The sequence below is a fragment of the Enterobacter chengduensis genome (assembly GCF_001984825.2).
GTDB classification, from domain to species: Bacteria; Pseudomonadota; Gammaproteobacteria; order Enterobacterales; family Enterobacteriaceae; genus Enterobacter; species Enterobacter chengduensis.
The window spans coordinates 812,029-830,330 of sequence record NZ_CP043318.1 but is presented as its reverse complement, the minus strand read 5'-3'; the positions used below and the strand labels follow the sequence as shown (position 1 = coordinate 830,330).

The window sequence follows — 18,302 nt, the reverse complement described above, 5'->3', positions numbered from 1 at the left end:
CGTTCCTGAAAGAGCAAAAGCCGTGGCAAACGCCACGGCTTTTTTTATTAGTTATCCAGCTCGCCCATGGATTTCACCTGGTCACGGTTGATCTGCTCGGTTTGACCGGTTTCGGCGTTTTTGTACGACACCAGCCCGGTATCGTCATCCACCTGCGGTTTCCCGTCGGTGACGATGGTTTTGCCATCGGTGGTTTTTACGGCCTGATTAGACGAACAGCCCGCCACGGTAAACATTGCGGTAGCAGCCAGAACGGAAGCGATCAGTAATTTATTTTGCATGGTGTTTTCCCCTGCTCTCAGTTGAATTTCGTTATCGACCTAACCATTTTAGGCTAACTGACTGAAAGCGGATGAAAAACCAGAAGGTTCTGAAGATGGAGAGAATGCCCGGCAACCGAACGGCACCGGGCATTTAAACTTACTTGCTAATCTGCGCGTGCATTTCCTGCACTGAAATCACCTTCTCGGTGGCATCCGCGTTCAGCGCCATGGCCGTTGCGAAACCGCCGTTCAGGGTGGTGTCGTAGTGCACTTTATACTGCAGCGCGCTGCGGCGAATCAGCTTGGAGTCTTCAATCGCCTGGCGGCCTGCGGTAGTGTTTATGATGTAGGTATATTCGCAATTCTTGATACGGTCCTGAATGTGCGGACGACCTTCATGCACCTTGTTCACCAGACGCGGGTTGATACCGGCTTCACCCAGCACAATCGCGGTACCGTGGGTCGCGTCCAGCTCGAAGCCCTGTTTCAGCAGCTTGGCGGCCAGGTCAACCACGCGCTCTTTGTCGCCTTCACGAACGGAGAGCAGCGCACGGCCTGATTTTCTCATGGTGGAGCTACTGCCCAGTTGCGCCTTCGCGAACGCTTCGGCGAAGGTGCGGCCCACGCCCATCACTTCCCCGGTAGAGCGCATTTCTGGCCCTAACAGCGGGTCAACGCCCGGGAATTTGTTGAACGGCAGCACCACCTCTTTCACCGAATAGTACGGCGGAATGATCTCTTTGGTCACGCCCTGCTGCGCCAGCGTCTGGCCCGCCATCACGCGCGCCGCCACTTTCGCCAGCGGTACGCCGGTGGCTTTAGAGACGAACGGTACGGTACGTGCCGCACGCGGGTTGACTTCAATCAGGTAGACTTCGTTGTCTTTCACCGCGAACTGGACGTTCATCAGGCCGCGAACCTGCAGCTCGAAGGCCAGCTTCTGCACCTGCTGGCGCATCACGTCCTGAATCTCCTGGCTCAGCGTGTACGCTGGCAGAGAACAGGCGGAGTCGCCGGAGTGCACGCCCGCCTGCTCGATGTGCTCCATGATGCCGCCAATCAGCACCATTTCGCCGTCGCAGATGGCGTCAACGTCCACTTCCACCGCGTCGTCGAGGAAACGGTCGAGCAGCACCGGCGCATCGTTGGACACGCTCACCGCCGTCTGGAAGTAGCGACGCAGGTCGGCTTCGTCATACACGATTTCCATCGCGCGGCCGCCCAGGACGTAGGAAGGACGCACCACCAGCGGGTAGCCAATCTCTTTCGCTTTCTCAACGGCCTGTTCAATAGCCGTCACCGTGGCGTTCGCCGGCTGTTTCAGCTTCAGACGGTCAACCGCCTGCTGGAAACGCTCGCGGTCTTCGGCGCGGTCAATCGCGTCGGGACTGGTGCCGATAACCGGTACGCCTGCCGCTTCCAGCGCGCGCGCCAGCTTCAGCGGAGTCTGGCCGCCGTACTGCACGATAACGCCTTTTGGCTTCTCGATGCGCACGATTTCCAGCACGTCTTCCAGGGTCACCGGCTCGAAGTAGAGACGGTCAGAGGTGTCGTAATCGGTTGAGACGGTCTCCGGGTTACAGTTGACCATGATGGTCTCGTAACCGTCTTCACGCAGCGCCAGCGAGGCGTGTACGCAGCAGTAGTCGAACTCGATGCCCTGGCCGATACGGTTTGGACCGCCGCCCAGCACCATGATCTTGTCGCGGTCGATGGACGGGTTCGCTTCGCACTCGTCTTCATAAGTGGAGTACATGTATGCGGTGTCGGTCGCAAATTCTGCCGCACAGGTGTCCACGCGCTTGTAGACCGGGTGCAGGTCATACTGATCGCGCAGCTTGCGGATCTCCGCTTCGCGCACGCCCGCCAGCTTGGCCAGACGCGCATCGGCGAAGCCTTTACGCTTGAGCATACGCAGGAAGTCAGCGTCCAGGCCGTTGATGCCCAGCTCAGCCACTTTCTCTTCCAGACGCACCAGCTCTTCAATCTGCACCAGGAACCAGCGGTCAATGTTGGTCAGGTTGAACACGCCGTCGACGGACAGGCCCGCACGGAAGGCATCGGCGATGTACCAGATACGCTCTGCGCCCGCGTCTTTCAGCTCGCGGCGGATTTTGGTCAGCGCTTCCGGGTCGTCCAGGCTCACTTTCGGGTCAAAGCCGGTGGCGCCCACTTCGAGGCCGCGCAGCGCTTTCTGCAGGGATTCCTGCTGCGTGCGGCCAATCGCCATCACTTCGCCGACCGATTTCATCTGGGTGGTCAGACGGTCGTTCGCGCCCGCGAACTTCTCGAAGTTAAAGCGTGGAATTTTGGTCACAACGTAGTCAATGGACGGCTCGAAGGAGGCTGGCGTGCGGCCACCGGTAATGTCGTTCATCAGCTCGTCGAGGGTATAACCCACTGCCAGCTTGGCCGCCACTTTGGCAATCGGGAAGCCGGTCGCTTTCGAGGCCAGCGCGGAGGAACGGGACACGCGCGGGTTCATTTCGATAACAATCAAACGGCCGGTTTTCGGGTTCACCGAGAACTGCACGTTTGAGCCGCCGGTTTCCACGCCGATTTCACGCAGTACCGCCATCGAGGCGTTACGCATGATTTGGTACTCTTTGTCGGTCAGAGTCTGGGCTGGCGCAACGGTGATGGAGTCGCCGGTGTGGATACCCATCGCATCGAAGTTTTCGATGGAGCAGACGATGATGCAGTTGTCGTTTTTATCACGCACCACCTCCATCTCATACTCTTTCCAGCCAATCAGCGACTCATCAATCAGCAACTCTTTGGTTGGAGAAAGATCCAGACCGCGTTCGCAAATCTCTTCGAACTCTTCGCGGTTGTAGGCGATACCGCCGCCGGTGCCGCCCATGGTGAACGATGGACGGATGATGCACGGATAGCCCACTTCAGCCGCAACGGCAAGTGCCTCTTCCATGTTGTGTGCGATGCCGGAGCGCGCGGTGTCGAGGCCGATTTTCTTCATCGCCACGTCGAAGCGGCGACGGTCTTCTGCTTTATCAATCGCGTCGGCGGTCGCGCCAATCATGGTCACGCCGAACTCTTCCAGCACGCCCTGACGCTCCAGCTCCAGCGCGCAGTTGAGCGCCGTCTGGCCGCCCATGGTCGGCAGCACCGCGTCCGGACGCTCTTTCTCGATGATTTTGCGTACCACTTCCCAGTGAATCGGCTCGATGTAGGTCGCATCAGCCATTTCCGGGTCGGTCATGATAGTTGCCGGGTTAGAGTTGACCAGGATAACGCGGTAACCCTCTTCACGCAGGGCTTTACAGGCCTGGGCGCCGGAGTAGTCGAATTCGCAGGCCTGGCCGATGACGATCGGGCCAGCGCCAAGGATCAGGATGCTTTTTATGTCTGTACGTTTTGGCATTGTCTTCTCGGCTCCTGATTATTTAGCGGTCTTACGGTATTGCTCGATAAGTTCGATGAAGTGATCGAACAGCGGCGCGGCGTCGTGCGGGCCCGGGCTGGCTTCCGGGTGGCCCTGGAAGCTGAACGCTGGCTTATCGGTACGGTGGATACCCTGCAGGGTGCCATCGAACAGCGATTTGTGCGTCACGCGCAGGTTAGCCGGCATTGACGCTTCATCGACGGCAAAGCCGTGGTTCTGCGCGGTGATCATCACCGTGTTGTTATCAATGTCTTTCACCGGGTGGTTGCCACCGTGGTGGCCGAACTTCATCTTGACGGTGTTTGCACCGCTCGCCAGCGCCAGCAGCTGATGGCCGAGGCAGATGCCGAATACCGGAATGTCGGTTTCCAGGAAGGACTTGATGGCGGCGATGGCGTAATCGCACGGCGCCGGGTCGCCAGGACCGTTGGACAGGAAAATACCGTCCGGATTCATCTTCAGCACGTCTTCGGCGGACGTTTGCGCCGGCACAATCGTCAGGCGGCAGCCGCGGTCAACCAGCATGCGCAGGATGTTGCGCTTGGCGCCAAAATCGTAGGCCACCACGTGGAACGGCAGCTCGCTCTCTGGTTTCGCTTCCGGCAGGTCGCCTTCCAGCGTCCAGCTACCCTGCGTCCAGCTGTAGGCTTCAGCGGTTGTCACTTCTTTCGCCAGGTCCATGCCGTTCAGGCCCGGGAAGGCTTTCGCTTTTTCCAGCGCCAGGGCCGCATCGAGGTTATCACCCGCGATGATGCAGCCGTTTTGTGCACCCTTCTCGCGCAGCAGACGCGTTAACTTACGGGTATCGATATCGGCAATCGCCACGATGTTATGGCGCTTCAGGTAGGAAGAGAGGTCTTCGGTGCTGCGGAAGTTGCTGGCAATCAGCGGCAGGTCGCGAATGACCAGGCCTTGCGCATGTACCTGAGAGGACTCTTCGTCAGCCGCATTGGTGCCGACATTGCCGATATGAGGATAAGTAAGAGTAACGATTTGGCGAGAATAGGAAGGATCAGTGAGGATTTCTTGATAACCGGTCATTGAAGTATTGAAAACGACTTCCCCAACCGCCGAACCCGTTGCCCCTATGGCCCGACCGATAAACTGGGTTCCGTCTTCCAGAACCAATAGCGCTGACTTAATCAAAACACCCTCCAGAGAATATTCACTCACTTTATTTGCATATTAATTCATAACCATGTCATGAATCAATGCAAATGTGTTGCCAGCGGATTTTTGGCAAACGGCGGCATTCTGGAGATTTGGTGGGTAAAAGTCAACTTAAAACGGATATTTTGTTTAGTCTTTTGCAGGCCTGGAGAGCGGAATGCAGCTTAAGCGACAAAAAGATCAGGTAAATCACTGCGGAAAACGCTTGCGCGTCGGGTTTAATAAAAAAAGAGGCGGCACGGTATCTAAAAGTGGACCAAATGGTCAAAATTTACATTTCAGCAACGCAAATCAAGAGGAATACATCTACTTTTAATGCATTTAAATCAAAAAATTAATAAAACAGATAAAATAAAAGGGCAATAAAATATTACCCTATGCAATCAAACAATTACGACTGCAATAACCACATCACGATGGGTAATAATGCTTACAAATTGTTGAGATCGAGCACATCTCGCATATCAAAAAGACCGTTTTTCTTCTCTTTTAGCCACAGAGCGGAACGTACGGCACCGTTAGCAAACGTCATTCGGCTGGACGCTTTATGCGTAATTTCAACGCGTTCGCCAATATCGGCGAACATCGCGGTGTGTTCGCCGACGATGTCACCCGCACGTACGGTTGCGAAACCGATGGTGCCCGGGACGCGTTCGCCGGTGTGACCTTCGCGGGTGTAGACCGCGCAGTCCTTTAAGTCTTTATCGAGTGCATGAGCAATCGCTTCGCCCATCGCCAGCGCCGTGCCTGATGGCGCATCGACTTTGTAACGGTGGTGCGCTTCAACAATCTCAATGTCGGTGTAGTTGCCCATCACCTTCGCAGCCTTCTCCAGCAGCTTCAGCATGACGTTAACGCCTACGCTAAAGTTTGCCGCGAAGACAATCGCAATCTCTTTCGATGCATCCTGGATGGCCTGCTTACCCGCTTCGTCAAAACCTGTGGTGCCGATCACCATCCCCTTGCCGTGCTGGCGACATAACGCCAGATGCGCGAGCGTTCCTTCCGGGCGGGTAAAATCGATGAAGACATCGAAGTCATCCTTAACCGCCTCCAGGCTGCTTTGTACGGTAACGCCCGTGTGGCCTGCGCCCGCCAGCTCACCGGCATCGGTGCCCAGAAGCGACGAGCCTTCACGCTCCAGCGCCGCGCCAAGCGCCACGCCATCCATCTGAAGTGCCGCCTGAATCAGCTGACGGCCCATACGTCCACCCGCGCCCGCAATGGCGACACGGATCTGTGCATCATGCATAGTTATTCTCTTACGTTAAAATGATGTAAATCGTTTTCAGATTAACCAGCCTTCGCAAAGGCTGCCAACTGAAAACACCGATAATTAGAATTTAACGTGAAACCGACTTAAATATCAGTAAAAGACATGATTTTGTCGTCACGATAAAGTTCGGGGCAAAAAAAAAGGCCAGCACATGAGATGCTGGCCTTTCATCAGATAAGGGGTTATTCCACTTCGCGGGCGTCGATGCGCAGCTCTTTCGGCACTTCAAAGACGATGTTCTCTTCGCGTCCTTCCAGCGGCACCGCTTCGCCACCGCCCAGCTCCTGCAGACGGGAAATGACGTTCTGTACCAGAATATCCGGCGCGGAAGCTCCGGCCGTTACGCCGACGCAGGCCGCACTTTTCACCCACGCTTCCTGAATATCCGTCGCGTCGTCGATCAGAAACGCCGCTTTACCCATGCGCTGCGCCAGTTCGGCCAGACGGTTGGAGTTGGAGGAGTTCTTAGAGCCGACCACCAGCACCACATCCGCCCGTTCAGCCAGCGCGCGCACCGCTTCCTGACGGTTGGTGGTGGCGTAGCAGATATCGTCTTTACGCGGCCCGACGATCTTCGGGAAGCGCTGACGCAGGGCGTCAATCACGTCAGAGGTATCGTCGACGGAGAGCGTTGTCTGGGTCATAAACGACAGACGGGCTTCGTTTTTGACGTTCAGCGTCAGGACATCTTCCGGCGACTCCACCAGGTACATGCCTCCTTCCGGGTTGCTGTACTGGCCCATCGTACCTTCGACTTCCGGGTGACCCGCGTGACCAATCAGAATCGACTCTTCACCACGGCGGCTGGCGCGCGCCACTTCCATATGCACCTTAGTCACCAGCGGACAGGTGGCATCGAATACGGTCAGATCGCGGCTTTTCGCTTCGTTACGCACCGCCTGCGAGACGCCGTGCGCGGAGAAGATCAGGATCGCACCGTCCGGCACTTCGCTAATCTGCTCAATAAAGATAGCGCCGCGCTCGCGCAGGCTGTCAACCACGTAGCGGTTGTGCACCACTTCGTGACGCACGTAAATCGGCGCGCCGTAGATCTCCAGCGCGTTTTCAACAATGCTGATAGCGCGGTCTACACCGGCGCAGAAGCCGCGCGGGTTAGCCAACAGGATCTGCATTTCAGGCCTCCAGTGCCGGATCGATTTCCAGCACTTCAACATCAAAATGAACGGTACGCCCGGCAAGCGGATGGTTGAAATCAACGGTAATGGAGTCACCGTTAATTTCGCGGATCACGCCAGGCATTTCGCTGCCGTCCATAGCGGTAAAGAGCATAATCGCCCCGATTTCCGGCTCACCCGCGTCCATGAATTCACGGCGCGAGAAATACTGGATCAGGTCCGGGCTTGGCACGCCAAACGCGGCATCCGGCTCCAGCGAAAAGGCTTTTTTCTCACCCTCTTTCAGACCCAGAAGCTGCTGCTCAAGACCTTCAGACAGGGAGGTATCGCCAAGACGAAACAGGGCCGGTTTACCGTTATTGCGGGTGGATTCAGCCGTGGAGCCATCATCCAGCTTCAGCGTGAAGTGAACGAGAACCGCGCTGTTGCTCTGTACGGATTTAGACATGCAAATTGCTCGCTTGTTTTGGGGTGCCTGTTTGCCCGGTGGCGCTTTGCTTACCGGGCATACAGGAGGCCACAAATTTTGTAGGCCGGGTAAGCGCAGCGCCACCCGGCATTCATGCTTACGCCTGCTCTTTCGCGGCCGGTTTAGGCAAGAAGCCTTCCAGCACGATTAACGCCGCACCGATGCAAATGGCGCTATCGGCGAGGTTAAAGGTCGCGAAGTGCCAGTCGCCGACGTAAAAGTCGATCATATCGACCACAAAGCCGTGCCACAGGCGGTCAAACAGGTTGCCCAGCGCACCGCCAATGATCAGCGCGTAGGCGATGTTATTTAGCTTTTGCGTGGCCTTCGAGCGGTACATCAGCACGGCCAGGATCACGCAGATACCGATGGCGATACCCGCGAAGAACCAGCGCTGCCAGCCACCGCTGTCGGCAAGGAAACTAAACGCTGCGCCGTAGTTACGCGCATAGTGCAGGTTAAGCGACGGGAACAGCGGAACCGTCTCCCCCAGAGCGAAATTCTGGAGGATCAGGAACTTGCTGCCCAGATCGATAATCAGCACCACCACAACCAGCCACAGCCAGCGCAGTCCTGTTGAACAGAGAGTTTTACTCATCAGGCAAACTTACGTTTTTCGCCGTCACCGGCGACGTTGCTTACACAGCGTCCGCAGATGTCTGCGTGTTCCGCCACCTGGCCGACGTCGGTCGTGAAATGCCAGCAGCGCGGGCATTTCTCACCGTCGGCTTTGCTCAGCGCGACTTTCAGTCCTTTGAGCAGTTCGCTCTGCTGAGCATCAGCAGAGGCCTCGGCATAATCCGCAACTTTCGCACCGGAGGTCAACAGGACAAATCGTAATTCATCGCCCAGCGCCGTCAGCTTCGCCGCCAGCTCAGGTTCGGCGTAAAGGGTCACTGCCGCTTCCAGAGAGCCACCGACCTTCTTGTCTGCACGCGCCTGCTCGATAACCTTGTTCACTTCGCCACGCACTTTCAGCAGCTCGTCCCAGAAGGCATCGTTCATCGCTTCGGTGCTGGAGAGATCGAACAGACCCTCGTACCACTCGCCCGTGAAGACATACTTCTCGCGGTCGCCCGGCAGGTAGCCCCAGATCTCATCCGCGGTGAAGGACATGATCGGCGCCATCCAGCGTACCAGCGCTTCTGCGATGTGGAACAGCGCGGTCTGGCAGCTGCGACGCGCCACGCTGTCCGCCTTCGCGGTGTACTGGCGGTCTTTGATGATGTCGAGGTAGAACGAGCCCATCTCGATGGAGCAGAAGCGCATCAGGCGCTGCACCACTTCGTGGAAGTCGTAAGACTCATAGGCTTTCAGGATATCGTCCTGCGCCGCTTTCGCGCAGCCTACCGCCCAGCGATCCAGAACGACCATCTCTTCCGGTTTCACCATGTCTTTTGCCGGATCGAACCCGTTCAGGTTCGCCAGCAGGAAGCGCGCGGTGTTACGGATACGACGATAGCTGTCGGCAGCGCGCTTCAGGATCTCGTCAGACACCGCCATTTCGCCGGTATAGTCGGTGGATGCCACCCACAGACGCAGAATGTCTGCGCCCAGCTTGTTCATCACGTCCTGCGGAGAAACGGTGTTACCGATAGATTTGGACATCTTACGACCCTGACCATCCACGGTGAAGCCGTGAGTCAGAACCTGACGGTAAGGCGCTTTACCCTTCATGGCGGTGGAGATCATCAGCGATGACATGAACCAGCCGCGGTGTTGGTCAGACCCTTCCAGATACATATCGGCAGCGTGACCGGCAAACTCCGGACGCACGTCAACCACGGAGGAGTGGGTAGACCCGGAGTCGAACCACACGTCCAGGGTATCAGGGACTTTCTCGTAGCTGTCTGCGTCAGCGCCCAGAATGTCGCGGGCGTCGAGATCCCACCACGCCTGAATGCCGTCAACTTCGACGCGCTTCGCCACTTCTTCCATCAGTTCCAGGGTGTTCGGGTGCAGCTCCTGCGTCTCTTTATGCACGAACAGAGACATTGGCACGCCCCAGGTACGCTGACGGGAGATACACCAGTCAGGACGGTTAGCCACCATGGATTCGATACGCGCCTGGCCCCAGTCCGGGATCCACTGCACGCCTTTGATCTCTTTCAGAGACTGCTCGCGCAGGCCTTTCTGATCCATGCTGACGAACCACTGCGGGGTCGCACGGAAAATGATTGGGGTCTTATGACGCCAGCAGCACGGATAGCTGTGCTGCATTTTTTCAACGTGCAGCAGCGCGCCGCTGGTGCGCAGCATGTCGACGATGATGTCGTTCGCTTTGAAGACGTTGATGCCGTCCAGCGCCGGGTAGGTGCCGGGCAGATACGAGCCGTCCGGACCAACCGGGTTAGCGATTTCCAGACCGTACTTCAGGCTGATGTTGTAGTCGTCAGGACCGTGGCCACCGGCGGTATGTACCGCACCGGTACCCGCTTCCAGCGTCACGTGGTCGCCCAGGATCGCCGGAACGTCGAAGTCCAGGAACGGGTGCTTGAAGCGCATCAGCTCCAGCGCGTCACCTTTCACGGTGCCCAGCACGGTGTAGTCGGCGATATGCGCGCGCTTCAGCACGCTTTCAACCAGATCTTTTGCCAGAATCAGCGCCTGACCGTCAACCTGCACCAGCGCATATTCAAACTCACCGGACAGGGAGATCGCGCGGTTAGCTGGCAGGGTCCACGGCGTAGTGGTCCAGATCACCAGCGAGATTGGGCCATTAACGGACGACACGCCAAACTTGGCTTTCACCGCATCCTGATCCACCGCGTGGAAGGCCACGTCGATAGAAGGAGAGGTTTTGTCGTAATACTCGACTTCCGCTTCCGCCAGCGCAGAGCGGCAGTCCACGCACCAGTGCACTGGCTTCGCGCCTTTATGCAGGTGGCCGTTACCGATGATTTTACCCAGCGCACGGATGATGTTGGCTTCGGTTTTGAAGTCCATGGTCAGGTACGGGTGCGACCAGTCGCCCAGCACGCCCAGACGAATGAAGTCAGCGCGCTGACCGTCAACCTGCGTCGCGGCGTATTCGCGGCACTTCGCACGGAACTCAGCGGCGGTGAACTTTTCACCCGGCTTGCCGAACTCTTGCTCCACTTTCAGCTCGATAGGCAGACCGTGGCAGTCCCAGCCCGGAACGTAAGGCGAGTCATATCCCGTGAGGCCTTTGGACTTCACGATAATGTCTTTCAGAATCTTGTTAACCGAGTGACCAATATGAATGCTGCCATTCGCATATGGAGGGCCATCATGCAGAATGAAGGTTTTTTTGCCTTTTTTGGCTGCACGAATGATGCCGTACAGGTCATCATCGGTCCAACGCGCCAGCATTCCCGGTTCGCGCTTGGCGAGATCGCCGCGCATCGGGAACCCTGTTTCCGGCAAATTCAGGGTTGATTTATAGTCACTCATCAGATTCTCGGTTCCGTATTTATCACGTAGGCAGTTAAGCCGGGTTCAAAGCCCAAAAAACTCGCGGGCCGTCAATTCATCTCGCGCAATTTGCGCTTTCAGTTCATCCAGCGAACCAAATCGCTGCTCGTTGCGTATTTTTTTACGCAGTATCACATCTATATGGCGACCATACAGGTCCATTACAACGTCCAGCAGGTGCACTTCTAACTGTTGACGCACACCGGCGACGGTCGGACGCGTGCCAATGTTGGCGACGCCGTAAAACGGTTTATCGCCCAGTCCAGCCACTTCCACCGCATAAACCCCTTTAACCGGGGAAACCTGACGGCGCAGCGGTATATTCGCCGTCGGGAAGCCTATCGTGCGGCCCAGCGCATCGCCATGGACCACGCGGCCAGAGATAGTGAACGGATGCCCCAGCAGGGTTTCCGCCGTATCCAGTTCGTCATCGGCCAGTGCCCGACGAACCGCCGTGCTGCTGACGCGCACGCCGCCTTCGCAGAAGGTCATCGCGCTGGTGACGTCAAATCCGTACTCCAGACCAGCCTTCTGTAATAGCAAGAAATCGCCCTGACGACCAGCGCCAAAGCGGAAATCATCGCCCACGGCAAGAAACTGCACGCCAAGACGCTTAACCAGCAGGTCGCTGACGAAATTTTGTGCTGTCAGCGCGGCAAAGCGACGATCGAACCGTACGCACAATACATAGTCCACCCCGGACTCTGCCAGATAGCGCAATTTCTCGCGCAGGCGTGTAAGACGGGCGGGAGATTTATCGCCCGCGAACAGCTCCAGCGGCTGCGGTTCGAAAATCATCACTACAACGGGCAGACCACGAGCCTCCCCTTCTTTACGCAATCCCTGCAACAGCGCCTGATGACCACGATGCACGCCGTCGAAATTACCAATGGTCAGCACGCACCCGTGCGGTGCGCTGCTGAGATTATGTATGCCGCGTATCAGCTTCATGTCTGGCTCAAAACAGTGAAAATCGCCAAAGTATACCTTGTACAGCGGTTAAGGTTAACCGGCGATTGTTCGCGCAAAAGAGAAAGCCGTAATGATTTCATCAGGCTGACCTTTCGCAGCGAAAAAATCTGCTCGTGAACTGCGATTTTTATGCCGAAAGGCTGTATTCACGAAAGACAAGCTGGTAGAATCCTGCGCCATCACTACGTAACGTAGCGTCGCTCATTAACGGCGCTTATTTGCACAAATCCATTGACAAAAGAAGGCAAAGAGGGCATATTCCTCGGCCTTTGAATTGTCCACATAGAACATATTTGGGAGTTGGACTTGGCTAATATCAAATCAGCTAAGAAACGTGCCGTTCAGTCTGAAAAGGCTCGTAAGCACAACGCAAGCCGTCGCTCTATGATGCGTACTTTCATCAAGAAAGTATACGCAGCAATCGAAGCAGGCGACAAAGCTGCAGCGCAGAACGCATTTAACGAAATGCAACCAATCGTGGATCGTCAGGCTGCTAAAGGTCTGATCCACAAAAACAAAGCAGCGCGTCATAAAGCAAACCTGACCGCGCAGATCAACAAACTGGCTTAATCGCTATTTGTTGTTGCTTGTTTAAAGAACCCGCTTAACGCGGGTTTTTTTATGCCTTCAGATTGCCGGTGGCGTAAACAGCGCCGAGTAGTCACGGTTACAGATTCGCTGCACCGCCGGGTGCTGAATCATCCGTTCGGCAAATATGGCGTGGTACTCCTCCATCACGTTATCCACTCGGCCTATCTCCGTAATCCTGTCGTCCGAATAGAGATCGTGCGCGTACAGCGTCGGCGCAACGAAGATCGCATTATGCGCTTCGCCAAAGGCTTTCATCAGCGCCGCATCGTCGAACTCACCGAGGATTTCTACCTTTAGCCCCTGGGAGTTAAACCAGTTCAGCAGCTTGCGTCCGAGCATGGAGCGTCTTCCCGGCACCAGCAGACGGCGCTCTTCAAGGCACGCAGGGAACGGCTTCTCAGGCGGCGGGTTAATACACCAGAAGCTGACCCCGCATTCGCCAATCTTCACCGAGAACAGCCCTTCCTGCTGGGTGGAATCGATGGGGCAGTCCGAGATAATCATGTCCAGCTTGTGCTGGCTTAGCTGTTCCAGCAGCATCTCATGGGTAGATTCAAAGCAGCGCAGGTGGATTTGTTCATCTTCCACTACCGCCGCATCCAGCACGCCGCTGACCAGCCGTTTCGACAGCGCATCCGCCACGCCGACGTCAAAGAGCAGGTTAGACTCTTTGCGGTAGTTGACGATGTCGAGCATCTCCTGACTCAGCGTGAACATCTTGTCCGCGTAGCGAAAAACCAGTTCCCCGAGTTCGGTTGGTTCAATCCCACGCCCCTTACGCTTGAAGAGCTTGCCCTGCAGGCGTTCTTCCAGCGCCTTGATTTGGCCGGTAATGGTTTGCGGCGTCAGGTAAAGCGCCTCTGCCGCCCCCACCACCGAGCCCTGTTTATAGACGTGCCAGAAGTAGTACAGATGGTTGTAATTCAAATGAGACATCGCGTCTTCTCTCCCTGAGTCTGTATCGGGAGGAGGAGCGCCTCCTCCCGGAGTTCCGTTATGCCTGGACGGCCTGTCCGGACAGTTTCGTCTTCAACAAGGTGTAGCCGATTACCGCAGCCAGCACTGAGCCAATGAGAATGCCGAGTTTAGCCCAGACGATAAGCTCAGGTGCATGTGCGCCAAACGCCAGCGTCGAGATAAAGATCGACATCGTAAACCCAATACCGCACAGCACGCCGACGGCCATAATCTGCTTAAAGGTGGTGCCGTGCGGCAATGACGCCAGCTTCAGCTTCGTTGCCAGCCAGCAGAAGAGGCTAATCCCCAGCGGCTTGCCGATAAACAGCCCGGCGATAATGCCCAGCGGCAGCACGGACGTCAGCCCGTCCAGCGTCACGCCGCCGAGGGAAACGCCCGCGTTGGCAAACGCAAACAGCGGCAGGATCATAAAGGCGACCCACGGGTGCAGCACATGCTCCAGCTGTTTAGCGGGCGACTTGCCGTCCTGCGGCTTAAGCGGCACGAAGAAGCCGACGATCACGCCGGCGAGCGTTGCGTGGACGCCCGATTTCAGCACCGCCGTCCACAGCACCATCCCCACCAGGATATAGATACCGATGCGGCGAACGTTGAAGATGTTCAGCAGCACCAGCACCGCAATCGCCCCGGCGGCCACGCTCAGGGACAGGATCGACAGATCGCTGGTGTAGAACAGCGCGATAATCACAATGGCGCCCAGGTCATCGATGATCGCCAGCGCCATCAGGAAGATTTTCAGGGCCACCGGCACGCGGCTTCCCAGTAGTGCCAACACCCCGAGCGCAAAGGCGATATCCGTCGCCGCCGGGATCGCCCAGCCGTGACGGGCGATCGGATCCTGCCAGGTGAACGCCAGGAAGAGCAGCGCCGGCACCACCATGCCCCCAAGCGCGGCAATCACCGGAAACGCCGCGCGCTGGCGGCTGGCAAGCGAGCCCAGCACCAGCTCGCGCTTAACCTCAAGCCCGACGAGCAGGAAGAACACCGCCATCAGCGCATCGTTGATCCACAGCAGCATGTTCTTGTTAATTTCAAGCGCCCCGACCTTCAGCTCAACGGGCGTTTCCAGAAATGCATGGTAGATCCCCTGCGTACTGCCAAGGTTAGCCAGCACCATCGCGGCCGCAGCGGCAATAATCAGGATCGCGCCGCCGGACGCCTCACTGCTAAAAAAACGGTGTAGTAATTTCACTTTGATTCTCTCTGTTACAACAATACCTCGATAAAACCATAATACCAAGCCATATAACTCGGCAAAAACAGATTAATATTGAGTATAGATTCAGTTTTACCGAGCAATACCCATAAATAGAAAAGGCCCGGAATTGCTTCCGGGCCTTGGCGAATAAAAACCTGCGAACAGATTAACGGGTCAAATCATCGAAGAATTTTTTGACGCCATCGAAGAAGCTTTTGGAGCGCGGGCTGTTTTTCTCACCCGTCGGGCCGCCAAAGCTCTCCTGCAGCTCTTTCAGCAGCTGCTTCTGCTTGTCGTTCAGGCCAACCGGGGTTTCAACCACGACGCGGCACAGCAGGTCGCCCTGCGCACCGCCGCGAACGGATTTAACGCCTTTCCCGCGCATGCGGAACAGCTTGCCGGTCTGGGTTTCGCCTGGCACTTTCAGGTTCACGCGACCGTCCAGCGTCGGGACTTCGATTTCGCCGCCCAGTGCCGCCATCGCGAAGTTGATCGGCACTTCACAGTACAGGTTGTTCCCTTCGCGCTCGAAGATAGCGTGCTGTTTCACCTGCACCTGAACGTACAGGTCGCCAGCCGGTGCGCCGTGCTCCCCTGCTTCGCCCTCACCCGCCAGACGGATGCGGTCGCCCGTATCGACGCCTGCCGGGATTTTAACGGACAGAGTCTTGGTTTTCTCAACGCGACCGTGGCCGTGGCATTTGGTGCACGGATCTTTAATCAGCGTACCGCGTCCGTGACAGTGTGGACAGGCCTGCTGTACCGCAAAGAAGCCCTGACGCATCTGTACCTGGCCCGAACCGTGGCAGGTTGGACAGGTCTGAGGCTGCGTACCCGCTTTCGCGCCGCTGCCGTGGCAAACGTCACACTCTTCCAGCGTCGGGATACGGATCTCTTTGGTGACGCCGCGAACGGCCTCTTCCAGCGTCAGCTCCATGTTGTAGCGCAGGTCCGCGCCGCGCGCCGCGCGCTGACGGCCACGGCCGCCGCCGAAGATGTCGCCAAATACATCGCCAAAGATATCGCTGAAGTCAGCGCCGCCGCCGAAGCCGCCGCCACCGAATCCACCGCCGCCCATGCCGCCCTGTTCAAAGGCCGCGTGACCGTACTGGTCATAGGCCGCACGCTTTTGTGCATCGGTCAGGACTTCGTAGGCTTCTTTGATCTCTTTAAATTTGGCTTCAGCCTCTTTGTCACCCTGATTACGGTCCGGGTGGAATTTCATGGCCAGGCGCTTATACGCCTTTTTGATTTCACGCTCTTCCGCAGTTTTCGGAACGCCTAAAATCTCGTAATAGTCTTGCTTTGCCATTGGTTTTTTTAAGCCCCTTAACATGCGAGCACGGGCGTGGAGAGTTCTCCTACGCCCGTGCCGATTAATTACCCTGCATCAGGGCGATTATTTTTTATCTTTAACTTCTTCGAACTCAGCGTCGACAACGTCGTCGTCTTTCGCGTTGTTCGCCGAAGCGTCAGCGCCCGCCTGCTGCTGAGCGTGCTGCTGCTGAGCGATTTCCATCAGCTTCTGGGAAGCCTGTGCCAGCTCCTGCATCTTCGCTTCGATGTCCGCTTTATCTTCACCTTTCAGTGAGGATTCCAGCGCGCTCAGTGCAGCTTCGATTGCAGTTTTGTCTTCCGCTGGCAGCTTATCGCCGGCTTCTTCAACCTGCTTACGGGTGCTGTGCAGCAGATGGTCGCCCTGGTTACGGGTCTGAACCAGCTCTTCGAACTTACGGTCGGATTCCGCGTTAGCTTCGGCATCGCGAACCATTTTTTCGATTTCCGCTTCGTTCAGGCCAGAAGATGCCTTGATGGTGATCTTCTGCTCTTTACCGCTGTTTTTATCTTTCGCAGACACGTGCAGGATACCGTCAGCATCGATGTCGAAGGTGACTTCGATCTGCGGCATGCCGCGCGGTGCCGGGTTAATACCGTCCAGGTTGAACTGACCCAGAGATTTGTTATCCGCCGCACGCTTACGCTCACCCTGAATCACATGGATGGTTACCGCAGACTGGTTGTCTTCAGCGGTAGAGAACACCTGGCTGTGCTTCGTTGGGATGGTGGTGTTTTTGTTGATGAGCGCAGTCATCACACCGCCCATGGTTTCGATACCCAGAGACAGCGGGGTAACGTCCAGCAGCAGTACGTCTTTCACTTCACCGGTCAGTACGCCACCCTGAACCGCAGCACCGATTGCCACCGCTTCGTCCGGGTTAACGTCTTTACGTGGCTCTTTACCAAAGAACTCAGCCACTTTCTTCTGAACCATTGGCATACGGGTCTGACCACCGACCAGGATAACGTCCTGGATATCGGATACGGACAGGCCAGCGTCCTGCAGAGCAACTTTCAGCGGCTCGATAGAACGGTTCACCAGGTCTTCGACCAGGCTTTCCAGTTTCGCACGGGTCACTTTGATGTTCATGTGTTTAGGACCGGTCGCGTCTGCGGTGATGTACGGCAGGTTCACGTCGGTCTGCTGAGCGGAAGACAGCTCGATCTTCGCTTTCTCAGCGGCTTCTTTCAGGCGCTGCATGGCCAGCGGGTCGTTACGCAGGTCAATGCCCTGATCTTTCTTGAACTCGTCAACGAGGTAGTTGATCAGACGGGTATCGAAGTCTTCACCACCCAGGTGGGTATCACCGTTGGTTGCCAGAACTTCGAAGGTTTTTTCGCCGTCAACTTCGTCGATTTCGATAATAGAGATATCGAAGGTACCACCACCGAGGTCGTAAACCGCGATAGTACGGTTGCCGACTTCTTTATCCAGACCGTAAGCCAGCGCAGCTGCGGTTGGTTCGTTGATGATACGTTTCACTTCCAGACCTGCAATACGGCCAGCATCTTTGGTTGCCTGACGCTGAGCATCGTTGAAGTATGCAGGAACGGTGATAACAGCCTCAGTTACCGGCTCACCCAGGTAATCTTCAGCGGTTTTCTTCATTTTTTTCAGCACTTCAGCAGAGATCTGCGGTGGTGCAGTTTTGGTGCCTTTCACATCAAGCCATGCATCGCCGTTATCTGCCGCGATGATTTTGTAAGGCATGATAGAAACGTCACGCTGAACTTCTTCGTCCTGGAAGCGGCGACCGATCAGGCGTTTAATCGCAAACAGGGTGTTTTGCGGGTTTGTCACTGCCTGACGTTTAGCCGGCTGACCAACCAGAGTTTCACCATCCTGGGTATAAGCAATGATAGAAGGCGTGGTGCGATCGCCCTCGGCGTTCTCCAGCACGCGTGCAGTAGTGCCATCCATAATCGCTACACAAGAGTTGGTCGTACCCAGGTCGATACCAATAATTTTACCCATCTAAACGTCTCCACTAAAAATTCAGTCAACATGTGGTTGTGTACCTGTAATAAGGGCAGAACGTGCTTTTTCAACTGCCCAGATTTGATTTTTTTCAG

Annotated in this window: 15 protein-coding genes and 1 pseudogene; 2 read left to right on the top strand and 14 right to left on the bottom strand. The window is 56.4% G+C overall.

The genetic code is table 11. From position 1 onward, the window contains the following. Window positions 1-47 precede the first annotated feature (47 nt). The 3 genes from FY206_RS04055 to carA form a co-directional block, all read right to left on the bottom strand. On the bottom strand, window positions 48-281 hold the full coding sequence (locus tag FY206_RS04055) for a YgdI/YgdR family lipoprotein (RefSeq protein ID WP_003856439.1): 234 nt from the start codon (window positions 279-281) through the stop codon (window positions 48-50). A gap of 139 nt (window positions 282-420) precedes the next feature. After that, window positions 421-3,645: a carbamoyl-phosphate synthase large subunit gene (gene carB, locus FY206_RS04050; RefSeq protein WP_077064152.1), complete on the bottom strand. Its 3,225-nt coding sequence runs from the start codon at window positions 3,643-3,645 to the stop codon at window positions 421-423. Window positions 3,646-3,663: 18 nt separating this feature from the next. After that, window positions 3,664-4,812 (bottom strand): glutamine-hydrolyzing carbamoyl-phosphate synthase small subunit, encoded by a 1,149-nt coding sequence (carA, locus tag FY206_RS04045; protein ID WP_032644026.1) that lies wholly within the window; start codon window positions 4,810-4,812, stop codon window positions 3,664-3,666. Window positions 4,813-4,993: 181 nt separating this feature from the next. Between carA and FY206_RS25260 the strand changes: the two genes are divergently transcribed. Further along, entirely contained in the window at window positions 4,994-5,152 is a 159-nt protein-coding gene (locus tag FY206_RS25260) for a hypothetical protein (RefSeq protein WP_154231974.1), read from the top strand. A 114-nt stretch (window positions 5,153-5,266) separates the two neighbouring features. Here the strand turns inward: FY206_RS25260 and dapB are convergent, their stop codons facing one another. From dapB to FY206_RS25515, 7 genes and pseudogenes are all read right to left on the bottom strand, one after another. Then, the gene (gene dapB / locus FY206_RS04040; protein WP_032644025.1) at window positions 5,267-6,088 is read right to left on the bottom strand and encodes a 4-hydroxy-tetrahydrodipicolinate reductase; all 822 of its coding nucleotides are present in this window, start codon (window positions 6,086-6,088) and stop codon (window positions 5,267-5,269) included. 206 nt (window positions 6,089-6,294) lie between these two features. Continuing rightward, a complete protein-coding gene (gene ispH, locus FY206_RS04035) occupies window positions 6,295-7,245 on the bottom strand; it encodes a 4-hydroxy-3-methylbut-2-enyl diphosphate reductase (protein ID WP_032644024.1) in 951 nt (316 codons plus the stop codon). Between the two features lies 1 nt (window position 7,246). After that, window positions 7,247-7,696 (bottom strand): FKBP-type peptidyl-prolyl cis-trans isomerase, encoded by a 450-nt coding sequence (gene fkpB / locus FY206_RS04030; protein WP_003856450.1) that lies wholly within the window; start codon window positions 7,694-7,696, stop codon window positions 7,247-7,249. A gap of 118 nt (window positions 7,697-7,814) precedes the next feature. Further along, a complete protein-coding gene (gene lspA, locus FY206_RS04025) occupies window positions 7,815-8,315 on the bottom strand; it encodes a signal peptidase II (protein WP_032644023.1) in 501 nt (166 codons plus the stop codon). Then, a complete protein-coding gene (gene ileS, locus FY206_RS04020) occupies window positions 8,315-11,131 on the bottom strand; it encodes an isoleucine--tRNA ligase (protein WP_032644022.1) in 2,817 nt (938 codons plus the stop codon). Before ileS ends, lspA begins: the two co-directional genes overlap by 1 nt. A gap of 45 nt (window positions 11,132-11,176) precedes the next feature. Further along, window positions 11,177-12,103 carry a bifunctional riboflavin kinase/FAD synthetase gene (ribF, locus tag FY206_RS04015; RefSeq protein ID WP_032644021.1) on the bottom strand — a complete coding sequence of 309 codons (927 nt, stop codon included), beginning with the start codon at window positions 12,101-12,103 and terminating at the stop codon, window positions 11,177-11,179. A 7-nt stretch (window positions 12,104-12,110) separates the two neighbouring features. Next, window positions 12,111-12,329 (bottom strand): annotated as a pseudogene (locus FY206_RS25515) (DUF2575 domain-containing protein). A gap of 101 nt (window positions 12,330-12,430) precedes the next feature. Between FY206_RS25515 and rpsT the strand changes: the two are divergent. After that, window positions 12,431-12,694: a 30S ribosomal protein S20 gene (rpsT, locus tag FY206_RS04005; protein WP_003856458.1), complete on the top strand. Its 264-nt coding sequence runs from the start codon at window positions 12,431-12,433 to the stop codon at window positions 12,692-12,694. 57 nt (window positions 12,695-12,751) lie between these two features. Here rpsT and nhaR read toward each other — a convergent pair whose 3' ends face one another. From nhaR to dnaK, 4 genes are all read right to left on the bottom strand, one after another. Beyond that, window positions 12,752-13,651, bottom strand: a complete 900-nt coding sequence (nhaR, locus tag FY206_RS04000) for a transcriptional activator NhaR (RefSeq protein WP_032644020.1) — start codon at window positions 13,649-13,651, stop codon at window positions 12,752-12,754. A 58-nt stretch (window positions 13,652-13,709) separates the two neighbouring features. Continuing rightward, on the bottom strand, window positions 13,710-14,885 hold the full coding sequence (gene nhaA / locus FY206_RS03995; protein ID WP_032644019.1) for a Na+/H+ antiporter NhaA: 1,176 nt from the start codon (window positions 14,883-14,885) through the stop codon (window positions 13,710-13,712). Between the two features lie 172 nt (window positions 14,886-15,057). Next, window positions 15,058-16,203 (bottom strand): molecular chaperone DnaJ, encoded by a 1,146-nt coding sequence (gene dnaJ / locus FY206_RS03990; protein WP_023310347.1) that lies wholly within the window; start codon window positions 16,201-16,203, stop codon window positions 15,058-15,060. Window positions 16,204-16,290: 87 nt separating this feature from the next. After that, window positions 16,291-18,204 (bottom strand): molecular chaperone DnaK, encoded by a 1,914-nt coding sequence (gene dnaK / locus FY206_RS03985; protein ID WP_023310346.1) that lies wholly within the window; start codon window positions 18,202-18,204, stop codon window positions 16,291-16,293. Window positions 18,205-18,302 lie beyond the last annotated feature (98 nt).

Bases quoted from the DNA above. Each gene is read 5' to 3' on its own strand.
- FY206_RS25260 (WP_154231974.1), top strand. From the start codon at position 4,994: ATGCAGCTTAAGCGACAAAAAGATCAGGTAAATCACTGCGGAAAACGC.
- ribF (WP_032644021.1), bottom strand. From the start codon at position 12,103: ATGAAGCTGATACGCGGCATACATAATCTCAGCAGCGCACCGCACGGG.
- FY206_RS04055 (WP_003856439.1), bottom strand. From the start codon at position 281: ATGCAAAATAAATTACTGATCGCTTCCGTTCTGGCTGCTACCGCAATG.
- dnaJ (WP_023310347.1), bottom strand. From the start codon at position 16,203: ATGGCAAAGCAAGACTATTACGAGATTTTAGGCGTTCCGAAAACTGCG.
- ileS (WP_032644022.1), bottom strand. From the start codon at position 11,131: ATGAGTGACTATAAATCAACCCTGAATTTGCCGGAAACAGGGTTCCCG.
- dnaK (WP_023310346.1), bottom strand. From the start codon at position 18,204: ATGGGTAAAATTATTGGTATCGACCTGGGTACGACCAACTCTTGTGTA.
- ispH (WP_032644024.1), bottom strand. From the start codon at position 7,245: ATGCAGATCCTGTTGGCTAACCCGCGCGGCTTCTGCGCCGGTGTAGAC.
- nhaR (WP_032644020.1), bottom strand. From the start codon at position 13,651: ATGTCTCATTTGAATTACAACCATCTGTACTACTTCTGGCACGTCTAT.
- lspA (WP_032644023.1), bottom strand. From the start codon at position 8,315: ATGAGTAAAACTCTCTGTTCAACAGGACTGCGCTGGCTGTGGCTGGTT.
- carB (WP_077064152.1), bottom strand. From the start codon at position 3,645: ATGCCAAAACGTACAGACATAAAAAGCATCCTGATCCTTGGCGCTGGC.
- dapB (WP_032644025.1), bottom strand. From the start codon at position 6,088: ATGCATGATGCACAGATCCGTGTCGCCATTGCGGGCGCGGGTGGACGT.
- fkpB (WP_003856450.1), bottom strand. From the start codon at position 7,696: ATGTCTAAATCCGTACAGAGCAACAGCGCGGTTCTCGTTCACTTCACG.